This window comes from Crossiella sp. CA198, assembly GCF_052078295.1.
Taxonomy (GTDB): Bacteria; Actinomycetota; Actinomycetes; order Mycobacteriales; family Pseudonocardiaceae; genus Crossiella.
On the sequence record NZ_JBQJIM010000023.1, the window covers coordinates 14,151 to 32,778 of the forward strand.

An 18,628-nucleotide genomic window follows, 5' to 3' on the forward strand; every position below is an offset into this window, starting at 1 on the left:
CACCTTGCTCGCCAGCGTCGGTGTCGGCGTCGCCTTACCCGGCGCCGCGGCCGCGGCCCCTGATCCGGGACAGGCCGCTCCGCCGCGCACCGATCTGGCCAGGTTCCGGCCGGTCACCGCCTCCTCCACCGCCTATGCCGCCGCCCCGCCGGAGTTCGCGGTGGACGGCCTGTCGGTCACCGGGGTGCGCGGCAGCGGCTGGCGGGCCGAGGCGGCGGGACCGCAGTGGCTGATCGTGGATCTCCAGGCCCAGTGCCGGATCGAGGCGGTCCGCCTGGTCTTCGAGGCCAGGCTGACCGACCCGGCCTACGTGCCCGGCACCGGCTGGAACCCCTTCTCCGACACCGACGGCTCGGAGATCCTCTCCAGCGCCGCCACCGCCTTCCGGCTGGAGGTCTCGGACAACGGGACCGCCTGGCGCACCGTGTACGAGACCGGCTCCGGTCCTGGCGGCCAGGTCGACATCGCGCTGCCCACGCCCGCCGGCGGCCGCTGGGTGCGGCTGTCCACCTCGCGCACGCACAACACGAACCCGGTGGGGCTCAACGGTTTCGAGGTCTACGGCAGCACCGAACGCCCGCGCCCCGCGGTCAAGGGCTGGACCGACTGGGGCCGCAACACCCGCCCCGCCCCGGCGCTGACCGTCGGCAAGGACGGCACCGTGCCCCTGGAATCCGGCTGGTCGCTGACCATGGACGAGTGGGCGGGCAGCAGCGACGGCGCCGCGCTGTCCGGCCCGAGCATCGACACCACCACCTGGCTGCCGGCCTCGGTGCCCGGCACCGTGCTGGCCGACCTGGTGGACCAGGGACACCTGCCGGATCCGGTGTCCGGGCAGCACAACCTGCACATCCCGGAGGCGCTGTCCCGGCACAGCTGGTGGTACCGGCGGGCCTTCACCGTGCCGCGTGAGCTGGATGTCAGCGCCGGGCGGCAGGTGTGGCTGGAACTGGACGGGGTCAACCACCACGGCGAGGTCTGGCTCAACGGGCACAAGGTCGGCACCGTGACCAGCCCGTTCGCCCGCGCCCACCTCAACATCACCGAAGCCCTGAAAGCGGGCAACGGCAAGCACAACCTGGCCATCCGGGTCGACCCGATGCCACATCCGGGCACCGCGGGCGACAAGGGCGCGGACGGCCTGGCCTTCCTGCACTCCGGCAAGCTCTACCTGGACTCGCCCACCTACCTGGCCGCCTCCGGCTGGGACTGGATGCCCGCCGTGCGCGACCGCGGCGCCGGGCTGTGGAACCACGTTCGCCTGCGCAGCACCGGCTCGGCCGTCTTCGGCGACCCGCGGGTGGAGACCACCCTGCCCAACCTGCCGGACACCGGCCTGGCCGAGGTCAAGATCAGTGTCCCGGTGCGCAACCCTGGTTCGACGCCGGTGTCCGTGCTGGTGCAGGCGAACTTCGGCGCGATCAGCCTGCGCGGCACGGTGACCGTGCCCGCCGGTGGCAGCGCCAACGCCGTGTTCACCCCGGCCGAGCACCCGGCGTTGCGGCTGCGTGACCCGAAACTGTGGTGGCCCAACGGGTACGGCGACCCCAACCTGCACGACCTCACCCTGACCGCCACCGTCGGCGGGGTGCGCAGCGACCAGCGGAGCCTGCGCTTCGGCATCCGCCAGTTCGGCTACGGCTACGACATCCCGATCAAGATCGACCCGGCCACCAACTCGGCCAAACAGACCGTCGAGTTCGCCCGCGTCCAGGCCAGGCACGTCCGGATCCTGTGTCACACCAGGGCCACCGGCTGGGGCAACTCGATGTGGAGCCTGTCCGTTGTGGACAGTGTCAAACCCGATGTCGACCTGGCCCTTGGTAAAACGGCCAGCGCGTCCTCAGTGGACAATCCTGGCAACGCCGCGGGCAACGTGGTCGACGGCAATACCGGCACCCGCTGGTCCTCGGAGTACACCGACAACCAGTGGATCCAGGTGGACCTCGGCGCGGACACCGGGTTCGACCGGGTGGTGCTGCTGTGGGAAACCGCCTACGCCAAGGACTTCACCGTGCAGACCTCGGCCGACGGCCAGAGCTGGACGGATGCCAAGAAGGTCAGCAACGCGCCGATCCCGTTGCGGATCAGCGTGAACGGCGTGCAGGTGTACTGCCGCGGCGGCAACTGGGGCTGGGACGAACTGCTGCGCCGGATGGTCCCGGACCGGATGGACGCGGTGGTCAAGATGCACCGCGACATGAACTTCACCATGATCCGCAACTGGATCGGCAGCAGCTACCGGGAGGAGCTGTTCGCCCAGTGCGATGAGCAGGGCATCCTGGTGTGGAACGACTTCTGGGAAGCGGGCGCCTTCCTGGCCGACCCGCCCGGCTACGTCGACGTCGCCCGCGACACCATCCTGCGCTACCGCACCCACCCCTGCATCGTGGTCTGGTGCGCGGCCAACGAACAGCACCCGCCACCGGCCATCCACAACGGCATCGCCAAGGCCATCGCCGAGGAACACAGCGAGATCCTGTACATGCCGGACTCCGCGGGCGGCTTCGTCTCCGGGCACGGCCCGTACTACTGGGTGGAGCCCGCCAAGTACTTCGAGGCGAGCACCTACGACACCAACAACTTCGGCTTCCACACCGAGATCGGCATGCCCACCATCCCGGTGGTGGAGAGCATGCGCAACCTGGTCGGCAAGGACCATCCCGGCTGGCCGATCGACATCACCTGGTTCCACCACGACTGGTCCACCAAGGGCAACCAGCGGCCGCAGACCTACCTGGAGGCGATCAACACCCGGCTCGGCGAGTCGACCAGCCTGGCCGAGTTCTGCCGCAAGGCCCAGTTCGTCAACTACGAGAACATGCGCGCCATGTTCGAGGCGTGGACGGCGAACCTGTGGCAGGACGCGAACGCGTTGCTGCTGTGGATGTCGCACCCGGCCTGGCACAGCACGGTGTGGCAGACCTACGACTACGACCTGGACGTCAACGGCAGCTACTACGGCGCCCGCAAGGGTTGCGAAGCCTTGCACGTGCAGGCGAATCCGGACGGCCGGGTGGTCGCGGCCAACCACACCACGGTGGCGATCACCGGCGCCACGGTCAAGGCCACCCTGTTCGACCTCAACGGCAAGCAGCTCGGCCCCCCGCAGTCCCAGCAGCTCGCCATCGCCGCCGCCAACATCACCCGCGCGTTCACGGTGCCGTTCGGCGCCGACCTGCCCGCACTGCACCTGTTGCGGCTGGTGCTCAGCGACGGCAAGGGCAAGGTGCTCTCGGAGAACACCTACTGGCGCTACCGCAAACCGGAGGACATGCGCCAGCTCAACACGTTGGCGCAGACCAGGGTTTCGGTGCGAGTCGGCGAGCAGCGGCCGGGCAGGCTGACCGCGACCCTGCGCAACGAGGGCCGCACGGTGGCCGCGCTGATCCGGCTGTCCGTGCGCGACCGGCGTTCCGGCGAGCGCGTGCTGCCAGTGACCTACACCGACAACTACCTGTGGCTGCTCCCTGGCGAATCCCGCCCGATCACCGCCACCTGGAACCCGGCGAAACAGCCATCCGGCACCCCAAACCTGGTGGCGGAGGGCTACAACACCCGCTGACTCGTCACCGTGTTGGCCGTTGTCGTACGGTGTGTTGGCCGTTGTGGACGGTGTGTTGGCCGAATGGCGTACCAGTTCGGCCAACACTGGGTACGACAACGGCCAACACGCCGGCTTCAGGTGCTGATCACGGCCGCGCCGTGAACAGCTGGATCGGCCACTGAACCCGCGCCTGGCCGCCGTGGAACAGGGCCACCCGGTCCATCTGCGGCACCGGCAGCCAGATCCGGCCGTCCGGGGCGAGGAAGGGCGCGTCCGTCCAATGTAGACGCTGGTCCTGGACCACGGTGGTGATCCGGCCGTCGGGTGCGCGCCGCTTGAGCGCGTGCTCGACCAGGTCGGTGAAGTACAGGTTCCCGTGCCGGTCCATCGCGGTGCCGCCGACCGCGGGCAGGTCGGCCCAGGGCTCGACCCGGGCCGCCAGCTCCGCGGCGGACAGTCCAGGGTTGTCCAGGTCGCGGGTGGCGATGCGTGACCAGGGGCCGTGCAGGGAGCCGTAGTAGAGCCACTGGCGGTCCGGGGACAGCTCCAGCGGATCGGCGTGCACCCGCAGCGGGTTGCCGTCCGGGGCTCGGACCACCGCGCCGTCCAGGACCAGGGGCCGGTCGGCCGGGGCGAGGGTGGACGGGTGGTTGTCCAGCACCCGCCGGGCCGACCCGGTGACCAGATCGAGCACGATCAGACCGGGGCGGCCCGCGTCGGTCAGGTAGGCATGGCGGCCGTGAAACCGGACGTCGTCGACGTAGCTGCCGGGCAGCGCCACCGAGTCGGCGAAGTGGTAGACCCGGGTGACCTGGTTGGTGCGCAGGTTGATCCGGACCAGTTTGGCGGCCCGGGGGAGCGGGTTGCCGCCGAAATCGGGTGACCCGGTGTCCACCGCCCACAGCGAACCGTGGCCGTCGTGGTGGATGGCGTTGATGTTGACGAACTTCCCGGCCGGGTCCTGACCGGGCTGCCAGGAGTTCCATGCCGCGTTCGGATAGGGCCGGGGGACACCTCGGCTCAGCCTGGCCAGGGCCGGGCCGCGGGAGCCGCTCCAGCGTGGGCCGGAGACGAAGACCCGGTTCCGGTCCACGGCCACCGCGTTCCAGATCATGTCCTGGCTCTGCGCGGCGACTCGCAGGTCGACTCGGGCGGCGGCTTCGGCGGTCGCGGTGGCCACGGGGAGGGCCAGTGCGGCCGCCAGCAGTACGGCGGAAAACCTCATGTGCCGCAACCTAAACAACAGGTGGTGGTTACCCGCAAGGGCGGCAGGGCACCTCGCGGTGACCAGGTCACCAACGAGTGACGTAGCTTTCCCGGCCGGATCCCGCATAGTGGATCACCCGGCGGTGCGGCCCCCGAGCGCACTAGTCTCCGGCTCACGCCCGGCTTCCGGGCAGCTGGCCGAAGTCGAGGGAGTCGCTGATGCGACACACGCTCAGGGGCGTGGTGCTGTTCCTGCTGTTGCTGATCGTGCTGCCGGGGCAGGCGAGCGCGCAGGCCGCCGAACAACCCGTGGTCCGGGTCGGCACCGAGGGGACCTACCCGCCGTTCTCCTTCCACGATCCGCGCGGCCAGGAACTCACCGGCTACGACATCGAAGTGATCAAGGCGATCGCCGGCAAGGCCGGGTGGCGGCTGGAGTTCGTCGAGACCCAGTGGGACGCGATCTTCCCCGCGCTGGACGCCCGGCGGATCGACCTGATCGCCAACCAGGTCTCGGTCAACGACGAACGCAAGGCCAAATACGGCCTGTCCAGCACCTACACCTACTCCCGCGGCGTGGTCGTCCGGCGCACGGGCGAGACCGCCATCAAGTCGCTGGCCGACCTCAACGGCAAGACCACCGCCCAGTCCAGCACCAGCAACTGGGCCAAGGTGGCCAAGGACGCCGGGGCGAAGGTCGAGGCAGTCGAAGGGTTCGCGCAGGCCGCCGCACTGCTCGCGCAGGGCCGGGTGGACGCGATCGTCAACGACAACATCGCCGTGCTGGATTACCTGGCCAGCACCGGCTCCACCGCGGTGGAGATCGCCGGGAACGCCGGGGACAAGATCAGCGAGCAGGCGCTGACCTTCCGCAAGAGCGACGAAACCCTGCTGGCCCAGGCCAATCAGGCGATCACCGCGCTCCAGGCCGACGGCACGCTCAGCGGCATTTCGCAGAAGTACTTCAAGGCCAACGTCTCGGTGCCCGACGGCGGCAGCGCCGACCTGTCCCAAGGCAGGGGCAGCCGCAGCACCTGGGAGGTGCTGGCCAGCACCGCGTGGCCGATGTTCGTCGGACTGGTCGAGGTGACCATCCCGCTGACCGCGCTGAGCTTCGCCATCGGCCTGGTGCTGGCGCTGTTCGTGGCGCTGGCCCGGATCTCGTCCTACCGGGTGCTGGCCGGACTGGCCCGCGCGTTCATCTCGATCATCCGCGGCACCCCGTTGCTGCTGCAGTTGTTCATCGTCTTCTACGGGCTGCCCCAGCTCGGGCTGAAGTTCCCGCCCTTCGCCGCGGCGGTGATCGCCTTCAGCCTCAACGTGGCAGGCTACGCCGCCGAGGTCGTGCGCTCGGCGATCCTGTCCGTGCCCAAGGGCCAGTTCGAGGCCGCCGCTACCATCGGGCTGGACTACTCGAAGACGTTGCGCCGGATCATCCTGCCGCAGGCGGCCAGGACCGCGGTGCCACCGCTGTCCAACACGTTGCTGTCCCTGGTCAAGGACACCTCACTGGGTTCGGTGGTGCTGCTGACCGAGTTGTTCCGGCAGTCCCAGCTGGCTGCGGCGGAGAGCAACGAGTTCCTCGCGCTGTACTCCTTCGCCGGGCTGTACTACTGGCTGATCTGCGTGGGCCTGTCCGCCGCGCAGAAACGACTGGAGATCCGACTGAACAGGTATGTGAGCACATGACTGAGACCGCAGAGCAGGACCTCCGCATCCGGGTGCGCGGACTGGCCAAGTCCTTCGGCGACGCACACGTGTTGCGCGGCATCGACATCGACTCACCGCGCGGGAGTTCGACCGTCCTGTTGGGACCGTCCGGCTCGGGCAAGACCACCCTGCTGCGCTCGCTCAACGCGCTGGAGAACCCCGAACGCGGGGTGGTCCGGATCGACGAGGTCGAGGTGGACTTCGCCGCGCTGCCCAAGGGCAAGGCCGGTCGCCGGGAGAGCGGCAGGCTGCGCGCACAGAGCGGCATGGTGTTCCAGGCGCACAACCTGTTCCCGCACCGCACGGTCCTGGAGAACATCATCGAGGGCCCGGTCATCGCCCAGCAGCGGCCCAAGGAAGAAGCCGTCGCCGAGGCGAAGGTCCTGCTGGACCAGGTGGGACTCGGCGATCGGGCCGACGCCTACCCGTACCAGCTTTCCGGCGGGCAGCAGCAACGGGTCGGCATCGCCCGCGCGCTGGCACTCAAGCCGAAGGTGGTGCTCTTCGACGAGCCGACCTCGGCGCTGGACCCGGAACTGGTCGGCGAGGTCCTCGCCGTGATCAAGGACCTGGCCGCGCAGGGCTGGACGATGGTGATCGTCACGCACGAGATCCGCTTCGCCGGGCAGGTGGCCGACCAGGTGCTGTTCCTGGACGGCGGGGTGATCGTGGAGCGGGGTCCGGGCAGTCAGGTGATCGAGGACCCGCGCGAGGAACGCACCCGGCGCTTCCTCAAGCGCATCCTGGACCCGGGCTGAGCAGCGCGGGCGCTGTCCCAGGTGCGGACAGCGCCCGGCTCACTCAGCGGCGGTTCACCGTACTGTCAGCTCAGGAACAGTGCCAGCGCACCGGAATCGACGGCTGCGTGCTGGCCTTGCCGTGCAGCACCCCGTCGTCCCCCACGAGGTTGACCCGCCCACCGGTCGCACCGGGCGGCAGTGGCAGTTCGGCCAGCAGCCGGGTGCCGCGCCACACCGCGGGCGGTCCGTCCACATTGTCCAGTTGCCCGCCGATCAGGTTGAGCCGGTTGATCCCGTGCGCCGCGCCGCCGCGCAGTGGCTGACTGACCACGCCGGTGCCCAGTTCCCACTGCCAGGCGGTGACCGGGTGCTGGCCGTTGAACCGGAGACCGACCACCCGCCCGTTGTTCAGCGAGCGCGCCATCGCGTCGGTCGAGCCCGGCATCGCGGTGAACACCCCGGCCCGCCACACGTGCACGTTGCTCCGCCCGCCGCTGAGCAGCACGGTCCCGTCCTCATCGATGTCGACCAGGATCGGCACCCCGGTTCCCGGCGGCGTGATCACCTCCGGCGTGCTCGAACCGGCCCGCCACCGCAGCACGAAGTCCTTGCCGCCCTGCCAGATCGCGGCCACCACATCGCCGCCGTCGTTGATCGCGGCCGAGTCCTGCAGCCTGGCCCCGGCGGGCAGCGGCAGGGTGCGGTAGCCGTCGGCCGGGGAGTGGGTCAGCAGCACCCGCTCGCCCTGGGCGTCCTTGCCGCGCAACACCACCGTCCCGGCGTTGTTCTCAGCCACCGGCTGCGCCCCGGTCACTCCCGGCGCGGCGGGCTGCCGCACGGCGAAACCGTTGACCCAGCGGAAGAACTCCGCGTCGTCGACGGTCGCCCGCCGGTACCCGGAGTACCCGCCCTGGGTGTTGGACCCGGTCACGGTGAACTCGCTGGCCGGTATCCCGGGCGGCCCCGCCACCGGGGTCACCTGCCAGGTGCACGGCGCGTCCGCGGGTGCGGCGGCCGCGGTGGTGGTGAGTCCGGCGGTCAGCGCGACCGCCGCCAGCACTGTCCCTACCGTTCGGATGGTTTCCTTGCTGAGCATGGCTCTTCTCCCCAGTTGTCAGCGGCAGGACCACTGCACCGGCACACTGCCCGGCTCGAAGGTCTCGCCGAACACGGACCCGTCATCGGCCACCAGGTGCGGCCTGCCGGGCCGTCCGTCCAGTGCGGGCAGCTCGGCCAGGAAGGTCGAGCCCTGCCACACCGAGGCCGGTCCGTCCACCCGTTCCCCGGCGATCAGCCCGTTGCGATTGACGCCCTCGGCGGTGCGACCGCGCTCGGGGTAGGCCACCTTGCCGCCACGGGAATCCCAGACATAAGACCGGGCCGAACTGCCATAGCTCGTGCCGATCACCAGGCCGTCGCTGATCGCCCGGCCCACCACGGCCCCGGTCGGCTCCGGCAGCCGGGTGGTCACCCCGTCCCGCCAGACGAAGACCTCGTAGCCGCCACTGACCAGCACGGCCCCGTCCTCATCCAGGTCCGCCGCGGTCGGGAAACTCGCCTCCGGCAGGTCGAGCACCCGCGGCCCGGATCCGGTCGAGAGCGCCTCCCACAGCAGCACCACGTTCCGGTCATCCGAGCTGCGCCGGGCCGAGGCCACCACGTCACCACGGTTGTTGATCGCGGCGCCGGTCGGATTCGTCAGCCCGGCCGGGACCGGCAGCGAGTGGTAGGACCCGGACCGGGACAGCGTGAACACCTGCTTCGCCCCGGTCGCGGTGTTCATCCCGTCCACCAGGATGGTCCCGGACCGGTTCTCGCCCCTGGGGAACACCCAGTTCACCCCGGCGGGCGGGGCCAGCCTCGCCGGGACCCCGCCGGTCCAGCGCAGCAGGGTGATGTCGCCGCTGTTGGGGGCGTAGTAGCCGGAGTAGCCGCCCAGCCCGTCCGCCCCGGTGACGCTGGCGTACTGCGGATCAAGCCCGGCGGGCGCGGCGACCGCCTGCGCCTGCCAGGTGCAAACCGGGTTCGGCGCCGCCGAAGCGGGTGCCGCGAGTCCGGTGCCGACAACGGTGCCGATGAGTGCCGCGACAGTGGCCGCGCGCGCCAAGGAAACGCCTGACATGCGTTGTTCCCCCTCAGAAACCCCAGTTTGAACCCCCATTCTGCAACGTTGTAAAGCTCCGATGCCAGCCGCCATAAGGCCGAGTTGGCCAAAGTGGTACGCCTAGTTGGCCCATCTGGGCGTACCACTTTGGCCAACTCGACGCCGGGCACGGGACTTTCGGTGATCTGCTCAGCCCGGGAACTGGAGGAGGAGGCCCTGGTCCCGTACCTGCGCCAGGCTGGGTGCGGCGGCGTCCTTGGCCGAGATCAGCGGGAAGCTGTCGAATCCCCAGGGCAGGTCCAGTTCCGGGTCCAGCGGGTTGATGTCGATCTGGGTGCCGGGCACGTGCGCGGTGCCGAGCACGTAGCTGATGCAGGTGTCCTCGGCGAGGCTGAGGAAGCCGTGGCCGAAGCCCTCCGGGATGTAGAGCGCGGTGCCCTCGGCCGCGGTCAGCTCGGTGACCACGTACTTGCCGTAGGCGGGCGAGCCCAGCCGCAGGTCGACCATGATGTCCCGCAGCGCACCCCGCACACAGGTGACGTATTTGGCCTGGCCAGGTGGGTTGCGCACGCCGTGCAGGCCACGCAGGGTGTTCCGCCGGGACACCGAGTAGTTGATCTGTTGCGGGCTGAACGGCCTGCCGGTCTCCTTGGCCAGTTCCTCGGTGCGCAGGTTCTCGAAGAAGCTGCCGCGCTCGTCCGCGATCGGCTCAGGGGTGATGACCAGTGCCCCGGGCAACTCGGTGTGGTGGAACAGCATTCGCCCTCCTCAGCAGCGCCTTCCGCGCTCAGCGGGCCAGCCGGACACCGGCGTGCCGGAGCGCGAACTCGGTGATGGACGCACCGATGTAATCGATCATCTCCTCGGTCAGACCGGGAAAAACGCCGACCCAGAAGGTGTCCGCGGTGACCACGTCGCTGTTGGTCAGCTCGCCGGCCACCCGGTACTCGGCGCCGTCGTAGGCCGGGTGCCGGGTCAGGTTGCCGCCGAAGAACCGCCGGGTGGCGATGTTGCGGGCCTCCAGGAAGGCGATCAGGTCCTTGCGGGTGTAGGCCGCGGTGGGCAGCACGGTCAGCACGAAACCGAACCAGCTGGGGTCCGAGCCGGGGGTCGGTTCGGGCAGCAGCAGGCCGGGCACGCCGTCGAGGTGTTCGCGCAGCCTGCGCCAGTTCCGCCGCCGCGCCGCACCGAACTCCTCGACCCTGGCCAGTTGGGTCAGGCCAAGGGCGGCCTGCAGGTCGGTGGACTTCAGGTTGTAGCCGATGTGGCTGAAGATGTACTTGTGGTCGTAGCCCTGCGGCAGCGTGCCCAGTTGCTGGTCGAACCGCTTGAAGCAGCGGTCGTCCTCACCCGGTTCGCACCAGCAGTCCCGGCCCCAGTCCCGCATCGACTCGACCAGCCGGGCCAGCGCGAGGTTGTCGGTGAGCACGCACCCGCCCTCGCCCATGGTGATGTGGTGCGCCGGGTAGAAGCTGACCGTGGCCAGATCGCCGAAGCCGCCGGTCAGCCTGCCCTGGTAGGTGGAGCCGACCGCGTCGCAGTTGTCCTCGATCAGGAACAGGCCGTGCTGCTCGGCGAGTTCGGCGATCTCCGTTGCGGCGAACGGGTTTCCGAGCGAGTGCGCCATCATGATCGCCCTGGTGCGCGGGCCGATCGCGGCGGCCACCCGCTCCGGGGTGGTGTTGTAGGTGCCCAGCTCGATGTCGACGAACACCGGTGTCAGGCGGTTCTGCAGGATTGGGTTGACCGTGGTCGGGAAACCCGCGGCCACCGTGATCACCTCATCGCCTGGCCGCAGCCGATGATCTTCGAGCTGCGGTGAGGTCAGCGCGGAGAGCGCGAGCAGGTTGGCCGAGGAGCCGGAGTTGGTCAGATGTGCCTTGCGCAGCCCGAAATAGCGGGCGAAGTCGCGCTCGAACTTGCGCGAGCTGGCCCCGGCGGCGATGCGCAGGTCCAGGGCCGCCTCCACCAGCGCCACCCGGTCCGCCGCGGTGAGCACCGCGCCGGAGGCCAGTAGCGGGGTCACGCCCGGCTGGAACTCGCGGCCGGGCTGGTCGTGGTGGTAGCCGGCCACCAGGTCGAGGATGTGGCGTTTCGCGGAGCTGGTCACAGCTGGCCTCCTGGTGGGTTCCCGGCCTGGCACAGCCGGATCTCGTCGATCAGTTCGGCCTGCCGCAGGGTGGTCGCGGTGTTCGCGTCCGCCCGGCCGAGCACGGCCCCGGCGAAGGCGGCGATGGCGTTGGCGTACTGGTCATCGGCGGCCAGGGTCAGTTCTTCCCGGTGGTCCTGGCGGTGCAGGTGCAGGACCGGGCGGTGGGTGGCGGGCGGGGTGAAGACGTGTTCCAGGGACAGCCGGCCGGCGCTGCCCAGGAAGGAGTAGCGGGAGGTGTAGGCGTGGCCGAGGCCGAAGGTGAGCTGGGCGCTGACCCCGGCCGGATCGGCCAGCAGCGCGGTGCCACCCAGGTCCACGCCCAGCTCCGGGTCCGACCACCGGGTCGCGCCCAGCACCCGCAGTTCGCCGCCGAGCAGCAGCTGCGCGGCCTGCACCGGGTAACCGGCGGTGTCCAGCAGCGCGCCACCGCCGAGCGCGGGCTGGTGCCGGATATCGCCTGCCGGGCGGGCCGGAATGGCGAAGGTGGCCTCGAAGGCCCTCGGTTCGCCGATCGCGCCGTCCCTGACCAGTTCGCGCACCCTCTGGTGCTGGCCGTGCCAGGGGAACATGTAGTTCTCCATCAGCACCAGGCCCTGTCGTTGCGCGAGCGCGAGCAGTGCCCGGCTGTCCTGGGCGGAGGTGGAGAGTGGTTTCTCGGCCAGCACGTGCTTGCCGGCCAGGAGTGCGCGGGTGATCCATTCGGTGTGCAGGGCGGCGGGTAGTGGCAGGTAGACCGCGTCCACGTCCGGGCGGGTCAGCAGCTGTTCGTAGCCGGTGACCGGGTCGGCCCCGAACCTGGTGGACAGTGCCGCGGCCTTGCCGGGATCCCGGCTGGCCACGGCGGTCAGTCGCAGTTCCGGGTTGCGCGCGACGGTCGGCAGAATTCGGCGGGAGGCGATATCGGCGCAGCCGAGTACGCCAATTTTGATGACCTCTTTCGCAATTGTCCGGATATTTCCGGTTGCTGCTGGCGGCATTCTTCGAGGCTATGGGGAGTCGCCAGTCCAGAGCACTAGCGAAACCAGTAGTGCCGCATTACAGGTTTTGTAGTCACCACTGACCCGATCTGGAAGGCGACGGCGAAACCGTGCTTGGTGCCCCGCGGCTCCTCCCGCGCGGAATGGCTGCCGAGGGACCGATGAGTTCCGCCCGCGGCCCGGGTCAGACCTCATGACAACCGCAACAGCAACAGAGGAGCGGGACCATGGCCAAGGTGTATGTCGGCGCGAGCATGTCGCTGGACGGGTACGTCTCCGGGCCCGGCGAGAGCGGCTTCGACAAGCTGTTCCAGTGGTACGAGAACGGTGACGTCGTGGTCGAGACCAGGCATCCCACGCTGACCTTCAAGCTCACCGAGACCAGCGCCGCGTACTTCCAGGGCATTCTGAGCGACACCGGCGCGCTGCTGGTGGGCCGCAGGCTGTTCGACCTGACCAACGGCTGGGGCGGTGAGCACCCCCTCGGCGTGCGCACCGTGGTGCTCACGCACAGCGTCCCGGACGGCTGGGACCAGGACGGCGAGAACTTCGTCTTCGTCACCGAGGGCATCGAGGCCGCGGTGGCCAAGGCCAAGGAGATCGCGGGGGACCGGCAGGTCGGCGTCGCCGCTGGCATCACCGGCGGCCAGGCCCTGGACGCCGGACTGGTGGACGAGGTGTGGATCGACCTGGTGCCGGTGGTGCTAGGCGGCGGCGTGCCCTACTTCGCCTCGCTGGCCAGCTCGCCGGTGACCCTGGAGGGGCCGATCTCCACCGTGCAGGGCAGCGCGGTCACGCACTTGAAGTACCGCGTGGTGCGCTGACGGGTAGTCTCTTCGCACCTCGGTGACGGGAGGCCCCCATGGAACTCCAGGACGTCCACGTGCCCACCGTGCTCGGCCGCCTGCGGGTGCGCCGGGCCGGTGCCGGGCCCCCGTTGCTGTTCTGGCCCAGTCTGCTGATGGACAGTGCACTGTGGACAGCCCAGGCCGAGTATTTCGCCGGGACGCGGCAGGTGCTGCTGGTGGACCCGCCGGGGCACGGCGGCAGCGAGCCGCTGGGCCAGGAGTTTACCTTCGAGGAGTGCGCCACCTGCGTGCGGCAGATCCTGGACCACCTCGGCCTGGACCGGGCCGACTTCGTGGGCAACTCCTGGGGCGGCATGATCGGCGGCACCTTCGCCGCCAGGTACCCGGACCGGATCGGGGCCGCGGTGCTGATGAACTGCACCGCCTCCCCGGCAGGCCGCCGCCAGCGGATCGAGTACGGCTTGCTCACCAGGGTGGCCCGGCTGCTCGGCGGCGTCCGCGCACCCCTGGTGCCCTCGGTGCTCAACGCCTTCCTCGGCCCGACCTCGCTGCGCAGCCGCCCGCACGCGGTCGCCGCCATCCGGGCCGCGCTGAGGCGGATCAACGTGCATTCGGTGACCTGGGCGGTGACCAGCGTGGTGCCGCGCCGACCGGACCAGCGCGGCCTGTTCGGCCTCATCCGCACCCCGGTGCTGGTGGTCGCGGGCGTGCAGGACCAGACCTTCCCGGTGGCCGAGACCAGGGCGATGGCCGACGCCATCCCCGGCGCCCGCTTCGTGGTGCTGGACAACGCCGCGCACCTGGCCGCCCTGGAAGTCCCCGAAACGGTGAACACCCTCATCGACGGTTTCCTGCGCGCCCAGGACTGACCCCGCGGACCACCCAACCGGTACACGGAACCACCCCCCAAGCGGTACAGCGGACCGGCTGTACCACGCCTAACGTTGCCGGTGTGACCCAGCGAATCCAACTCAGCCCCGGTATCCCCAGCGCCTACAAGGCCCTGATCGACATCAACACCCAGGTGGCCGAAGCGGGCCGCGCGGCGGGCCTGGACCCCAAGCTGCTCGAACTGGTCAAGATCCGCGCCTCCCAGATGAACGGCTGCGCGTTCTGCATTGACATGCACACCAAGGAAACCCGCAAAGCGGGCGAGACCGAGCGCCGGATCTTCCTGCTCAACGCCTGGCGGGAAACCCAGCTCTACACCGACCAGGAACGCGTCGCCCTGGAACTGACCGAAGAGGTCACCCGGCTGGCCGAAACCCGCGACGTCCCCGACGAGCTGTACCAGCGCGCCACCGAACTGCTCACCCCCGACCAGTACAAGGCGGTGATGTGGATGATCGTGGTGATCAACGCCTTCAACCGGCTGGCCGTGCCCAGTCACGCCACACTCCCACATGCGTGACCCAGGCCTGGACCTGCACCTGGCCGGCCTCCGCCGCACCCCAGGCGGCGTGGGCCGGTCCCTGGAGGAGGCGCTACGCGAGGCGGTCCGCACCGGCCGCCTCGCCCCCGGCGCCCGCCTGCCCGGCACCCGCCGCCTGGCCGCTGACCTGGGATTGGCCCGCGGCACCGTGGTCCAGGTCTACACCCAGCTCATCGCCGAAGGCTGGCTGATCGGCAGCGCGGGCTCCAGCACCCGGGTAGCCCCCGCCACCGGCGTCCAGCCCTCCACCGCACCGCCGCCTCCACAGTCCACTTTGGACCTACGCCCCGGCCGCCCCGACATCAGCACCTTCCCCCGCACGGCCTGGACCGCGAGCATCCGCCGGGTCCTGTCCACCGCGGGCCGCCTGGACTTCGACTACGCCAACCCGGCCGGCCTCCCCGCCCTGCGCGCCGCGGTGGCCGACTACGTAGCCCGCACCCGAGGCGTACAAGCCGATCCCGATTCGGTAGTGATCACCTGCGGCTTCAGCCACGCCCTGGCCGTCCTGGCCCGAGTCCTGCACGACCAGGACATCACCACCATCGCCACCGAAAACCCCAGCCTGCCTCTGCACCGCGACTGGCTGACCGCCGCAGGCCTCACCACCACCCCCCTCACCGTAGACACCCACGGCGCCAACCCCGCCGACCTGCCCACCGGGGCCCGAGCCGCCCTGCTCACCCCCAACCACCAGTTCCCCATGGGGTACCTGCTGTCCCCATCCCGCCGAAAGTCCTTTGTGGACTGGGCGACCCGGGTGGACGGCTATGTCATCGAGGACGACTACGACGGCGAATTCCGCTACGACCAACGCCCCGTAGGCGCCCTGCAAGCCCTGGCCCCCGATCGAGTGATCTTCGCAGGCAGCACCAGCAAAACCATGGCCCCTGGCGTCCGCATCGGCTGGCTCGTCCTCCCACCCGCCCTGCGAAACCCGGTCCACACCAAGCTCTTCGCCCTGGGCGCCACCGTCCCATCACTGGACCAGATGGCCCTGGCCGACCTGATCACCCACGGCGACTACGACCGCCACATCCGCCGCGCCCGCCAGTCCTACCGGCGCCGGCGCACGGAACTGGTCACCGCGATCGAGGATGCCACCGGGGCCGCGGTGCACGGAATCCCAGCCGGGCTGCAAACCCTGCTTCCGCTGGACTCGGTCGAGCAGGAGACTCGTCTCGTCGCCAAGGCCCGCGCCGATGGGCTACTCCTGCAAGGAATGCACGCGTTCGGGTATTGGCACAGCCAGAGCGCTGACTCCGCCGCGGCTCTGGTCCTCGGCTTCGCCACCCCGGCCCCGCACGCCTGGCGCCGAACCTTGCAGGCGCTCCTGGACATTTTGCGCTGACGACGCCGTTGCGGTTGGGCGAAGCCCGGGGCGGGGGGCGGGGGCGGGGAACCGCACACGAGCACTGCTCTTGCTCTTCGTCTTTGCTCTTGTTCTTTCCCCCATCCTTTGATTTCTGCCCGTCCGGCGAGGACGATCTTGATCTTGATTTTGGTTTAGATCAAAACCCGAAGATCAAAAAGGGATGGCCTCGCCGGCCGGGCAGACCACCGGAGGGGGGAGGCAGATCAAACCCCGGGATGAGCAGGTTGCGGGGCGGGGTTTGGGCTGCCGGGGCCTGATCCAGCGTGGCTCCGAGGGCTCGCGTGTTCTCCGTACGGCCTTCCGCCAGCCAACCACACCTCACCGAGCGGCCCCCGTCGCGTTGGGCTGGCCGGGCGGCGGTTTGTGTTGCGGGGGCCGCTCGGTGAGGTGTGGTCTGCATGCTCCAGGCCGTACGGAGAACACGCGAGGGCCCTCGTCGTGGGGGTTTCACCCCTCCGCCCCGCCCGCCCCGTCCCACAACGGCCAACTTGGCGTACGAGTTGGGCCAACTCGGCGTCCACAACGGCCAACTCGGCGTCCACAACGGCCAACTCGGCGTACCACAACGGCCAACACTCGGGTTTGGGGTGTTCTGGGTTATGGCTCTGGGGTGTCGATGATGGCTACTGCTCGGGTCCAGCCTGCTGACCCGCGGTGGACCTTGTGTGGGAAGCAGGAGACCTGGAAACCGGTGGCGGGCAAGGCTTCCAGGTTGTGGAGCTTCTCGATGTGGCAGTAGCCGATGTCGCGTCCCGCCTTGTGACCCTCCCAGATCACCGACGGGTCCCCCTCCGCCGCATACCGTTGCGCCGTATGCACGAACGGCGCATCCCAGCTCCACGCGTCCGTCCCCGTCAGCCGCACCCCCTGCTCCAGCAGGTGCAGCGTCGCCGCCCGCCCGACCCCACACCCCTTCGACACATAGTCCGGCTGCCCATACCGGGTGCCCGCGCTCGTGTTGACCACCACGATCTCCAACGGGCTCAACGTATGCCCGATCCGGGCCAGTTCCGCGTCGATGTCCGCGGGGGTCACCACGTACCCGTCCGGCAGGTGCCGGAAGTCCAGTTTCACCCCGGGTTGCAGGCACCACTCCAGCGGCACCTCGTCAATAGTGATGGCGCGCTGGCCACCGTCCATTGTGGACGCATAGTGGTAGGGCGCGTCCAGGTGGGTGCCGCAGTGCGTGGTCATCCGCACCCATTCGAGCGCCCAGCCCTCGCCGTCCGGGAGGTCCTCCTTCTTCGCGCCGGGGAAGAAGGAGACGACGTCGGCCGCGGTGTCCTGGTGGTCCAGGTAGGTGATCTCCGGGGTGAAGCCGGGCGGGTCGGAGGCGATGCCGCTCATCAGGGGGACGGAGATGTCGACGAAGGTGCGCATGCCTCCATCATGACCCAGCCGTTGTCACCACCGGTTGAGGTGCAGGACCTCATCCAGCGGCTGGCGGGCGGCTGGTTTGAAACCGTCGCCGGTGTAGTGGGCGGTGGGGATCAGGGCGGCCTGGTGCACGGTCGGTGGCAGGCCGAGCAGGTCGGCTACCTCGCGTTCGTACTTCAGGTGCAGGGTGGTCCAGGCGGCGGCCAGGCCCAGGTTGCGGGCGGCGAGCATGTAACTCCAGGCGGCGGGCAGGATGGTGCCCCACAGGCCGGACTGGTTGCCCGCGGGCAACTCGGTGACGTCCGGGGTCTCGACGGCCGGGATGACCAGCACCGGTACCCGGCCCATGTGCTGGGCCAGGTGCGCGGAACTGGCCCGGACCCGCTGCTGGGTGCGCTGGCGGGCGGGATCCTCGTGTGGCTGGTTGCCCGCGGACTCCGCGGTCTCGAAATACTCCTCGGCCGCGCGCCGGTAGTACTCGCCGATGGCCGCTCGCCGGTCGGCGTCGGTGATCACCAGGAAGTGCCAGCGCTGGGCGTTCGAGCTGCTGGGGGCCTGCAGCGCGGTGGTCAGGGCCTGGCGGATGAGGTCTGGGTCAACCGGGCGGTCCAGGTCGAGGCGGCGGCGGACGGTGCGGGTGGTGGTGAGCACCTCGTGCGCGGACAGCTCGGTCATGTGATCAGTATCGGGACCCGGGTTGACCCGGTGGCGTGATCTCGCACTGTGGAACGCCGGGAATAGATCGGCTGCCACTAGGCTTCGGCGCGGAGTTGTTCCGGTCATCGGGGAGGGGCATCGTGGCAACCTGGGACGAGCTGGTCAGCTACGTCCGGTCGGCCTACAAGGTGGTCGATCAGCAGCCGGACGAACTGCGGCTGCTGGTGCGGTTCGAGGACGACCGCAGCCAGACCGTGTTGCTGGGCCGGGAGGTACTTGACGGCAAGCACGAGTGGGTGCAGATCGCCTCGCCGTGCGGCCGGGCCGGGCGGGTCGACCTGCACGCGCTGCTGGTCGAGGTCGGGCACAACACGGTGGCCGGGGGCGTGGTGATCATGGGTGAGCACGTGGTGCTGCGGCATACGCTGCCGCTGGAGAACCTGGACCTCAACGAGTTCACCGAACCGCTGAGCCTGCTCGCGGCCACCGCGGACGAGCTGGAGGAGCAGTTCTCCGGCGAGGACGACGACTACTGAGCCCAC

General features: G+C 69.8%; 16 protein-coding genes. 8 read left to right on the forward strand and 8 right to left on the reverse strand.

Annotation, left to right across the window (positions count from 1 at the left end; genetic code table 11):
• The first annotated feature begins 4 nt into the window (after positions 1-4).
• Positions 5-3,565, forward strand: coding sequence for a discoidin domain-containing protein (locus tag ACTOWY_RS32805; protein ID WP_441313471.1), 3,561 nt, complete (start codon positions 5-7; stop codon positions 3,563-3,565).
• Positions 3,566-3,692: 127 nt separating this feature from the next.
• On the opposite strand, the gene ACTOWY_RS32810 is transcribed toward ACTOWY_RS32805, so the two are convergent.
• The gene (locus ACTOWY_RS32810; RefSeq protein WP_441313472.1) at positions 3,693-4,772 is read right to left on the reverse strand and encodes an L-dopachrome tautomerase-related protein; all 1,080 of its coding nucleotides are present in this window, start codon (positions 4,770-4,772) and stop codon (positions 3,693-3,695) included.
• Positions 4,773-4,972: 200 nt separating this feature from the next.
• Between ACTOWY_RS32810 and ACTOWY_RS32815 the strand changes: the two genes are divergently transcribed.
• Together ACTOWY_RS32815 and ACTOWY_RS32820 are read left to right on the forward strand one after the other, a co-directional pair.
• A complete protein-coding gene (locus tag ACTOWY_RS32815; RefSeq protein ID WP_441313473.1) occupies positions 4,973-6,442 on the forward strand; it encodes an ABC transporter substrate-binding protein/permease in 1,470 nt (489 codons plus the stop codon).
• On the forward strand, positions 6,439-7,221 hold the full coding sequence (locus tag ACTOWY_RS32820; RefSeq protein WP_441313474.1) for an amino acid ABC transporter ATP-binding protein: 783 nt from the start codon (positions 6,439-6,441) through the stop codon (positions 7,219-7,221). The genes ACTOWY_RS32815 and ACTOWY_RS32820 overlap by 4 nt, the downstream gene beginning before the upstream one ends.
• Positions 7,222-7,291: 70 nt before the next feature.
• Here the strand turns inward: ACTOWY_RS32820 and ACTOWY_RS32825 are convergent, their stop codons facing one another.
• The 5 genes from ACTOWY_RS32825 to ACTOWY_RS32845 form a co-directional block, all read right to left on the reverse strand.
• A complete protein-coding gene (locus ACTOWY_RS32825; protein ID WP_441313475.1) occupies positions 7,292-8,299 on the reverse strand; it encodes a hypothetical protein in 1,008 nt (335 codons plus the stop codon).
• 18 nt (positions 8,300-8,317) lie between these two features.
• Complete coding sequence (locus ACTOWY_RS32830) at positions 8,318-9,325, reverse strand: hypothetical protein (RefSeq protein WP_441313476.1); 1,008 nt, start codon at positions 9,323-9,325, stop codon at positions 8,318-8,320.
• Between the two features lie 171 nt (positions 9,326-9,496).
• Positions 9,497-10,066 carry a dTDP-4-dehydrorhamnose 3,5-epimerase family protein gene (locus tag ACTOWY_RS32835; RefSeq protein WP_441313477.1) on the reverse strand — a complete coding sequence of 190 codons (570 nt, stop codon included), beginning with the start codon at positions 10,064-10,066 and terminating at the stop codon, positions 9,497-9,499.
• Between the two features lie 28 nt (positions 10,067-10,094).
• Positions 10,095-11,417 carry a lipopolysaccharide biosynthesis protein RfbH gene (gene rfbH / locus ACTOWY_RS32840; protein ID WP_441313478.1) on the reverse strand — a complete coding sequence of 441 codons (1,323 nt, stop codon included), beginning with the start codon at positions 11,415-11,417 and terminating at the stop codon, positions 10,095-10,097.
• Positions 11,414-12,436 carry a Gfo/Idh/MocA family protein gene (locus ACTOWY_RS32845; protein WP_441313479.1) on the reverse strand — a complete coding sequence of 341 codons (1,023 nt, stop codon included), beginning with the start codon at positions 12,434-12,436 and terminating at the stop codon, positions 11,414-11,416. The genes rfbH and ACTOWY_RS32845 overlap by 4 nt, the downstream gene beginning before the upstream one ends.
• A 227-nt stretch (positions 12,437-12,663) precedes the next feature.
• Here ACTOWY_RS32845 and ACTOWY_RS32850 point away from each other — a divergent pair, with 227 nt between their 5' ends.
• The 4 genes from ACTOWY_RS32850 to pdxR all read left to right on the forward strand — a co-directional run bounded on the left by ACTOWY_RS32850 (position 12,664) and on the right by pdxR (position 16,028).
• Positions 12,664-13,260, forward strand: coding sequence for a dihydrofolate reductase family protein (locus ACTOWY_RS32850; RefSeq protein WP_441313480.1), 597 nt, complete (start codon positions 12,664-12,666; stop codon positions 13,258-13,260).
• A 38-nt stretch (positions 13,261-13,298) separates the two neighbouring features.
• On the forward strand, positions 13,299-14,114 hold the full coding sequence (locus ACTOWY_RS32855) for an alpha/beta fold hydrolase (protein ID WP_441313481.1): 816 nt from the start codon (positions 13,299-13,301) through the stop codon (positions 14,112-14,114).
• 83 nt (positions 14,115-14,197) lie between these two features.
• Positions 14,198-14,656, forward strand: a complete 459-nt coding sequence (locus ACTOWY_RS32860) for a carboxymuconolactone decarboxylase family protein (protein ID WP_441313482.1) — start codon at positions 14,198-14,200, stop codon at positions 14,654-14,656.
• Positions 14,649-16,028, forward strand: a complete 1,380-nt coding sequence (gene pdxR / locus ACTOWY_RS32865; RefSeq protein WP_441313483.1) for a MocR-like pyridoxine biosynthesis transcription factor PdxR — start codon at positions 14,649-14,651, stop codon at positions 16,026-16,028. The genes ACTOWY_RS32860 and pdxR overlap by 8 nt, the downstream gene beginning before the upstream one ends.
• A 621-nt stretch (positions 16,029-16,649) precedes the next feature.
• Here pdxR and ACTOWY_RS32870 read toward each other — a convergent pair.
• Both ACTOWY_RS32870 and ACTOWY_RS32875 read right to left on the reverse strand, forming a co-directional pair.
• Positions 16,650-17,432, reverse strand: coding sequence for a cyclase family protein (locus ACTOWY_RS32870; protein WP_441313484.1), 783 nt, complete (start codon positions 17,430-17,432; stop codon positions 16,650-16,652).
• A gap of 24 nt (positions 17,433-17,456) precedes the next feature.
• Positions 17,457-18,104 carry a nitroreductase family protein gene (locus ACTOWY_RS32875; RefSeq protein ID WP_441313485.1) on the reverse strand — a complete coding sequence of 216 codons (648 nt, stop codon included), beginning with the start codon at positions 18,102-18,104 and terminating at the stop codon, positions 17,457-17,459.
• Positions 18,105-18,226: 122 nt separating this feature from the next.
• Here ACTOWY_RS32875 and ACTOWY_RS32880 point away from each other — a divergent pair, with 122 nt between their 5' ends.
• The gene (locus ACTOWY_RS32880; RefSeq protein WP_441313486.1) at positions 18,227-18,622 is read left to right on the forward strand and encodes a hypothetical protein; all 396 of its coding nucleotides are present in this window, start codon (positions 18,227-18,229) and stop codon (positions 18,620-18,622) included.
• Positions 18,623-18,628 lie beyond the last annotated feature (6 nt).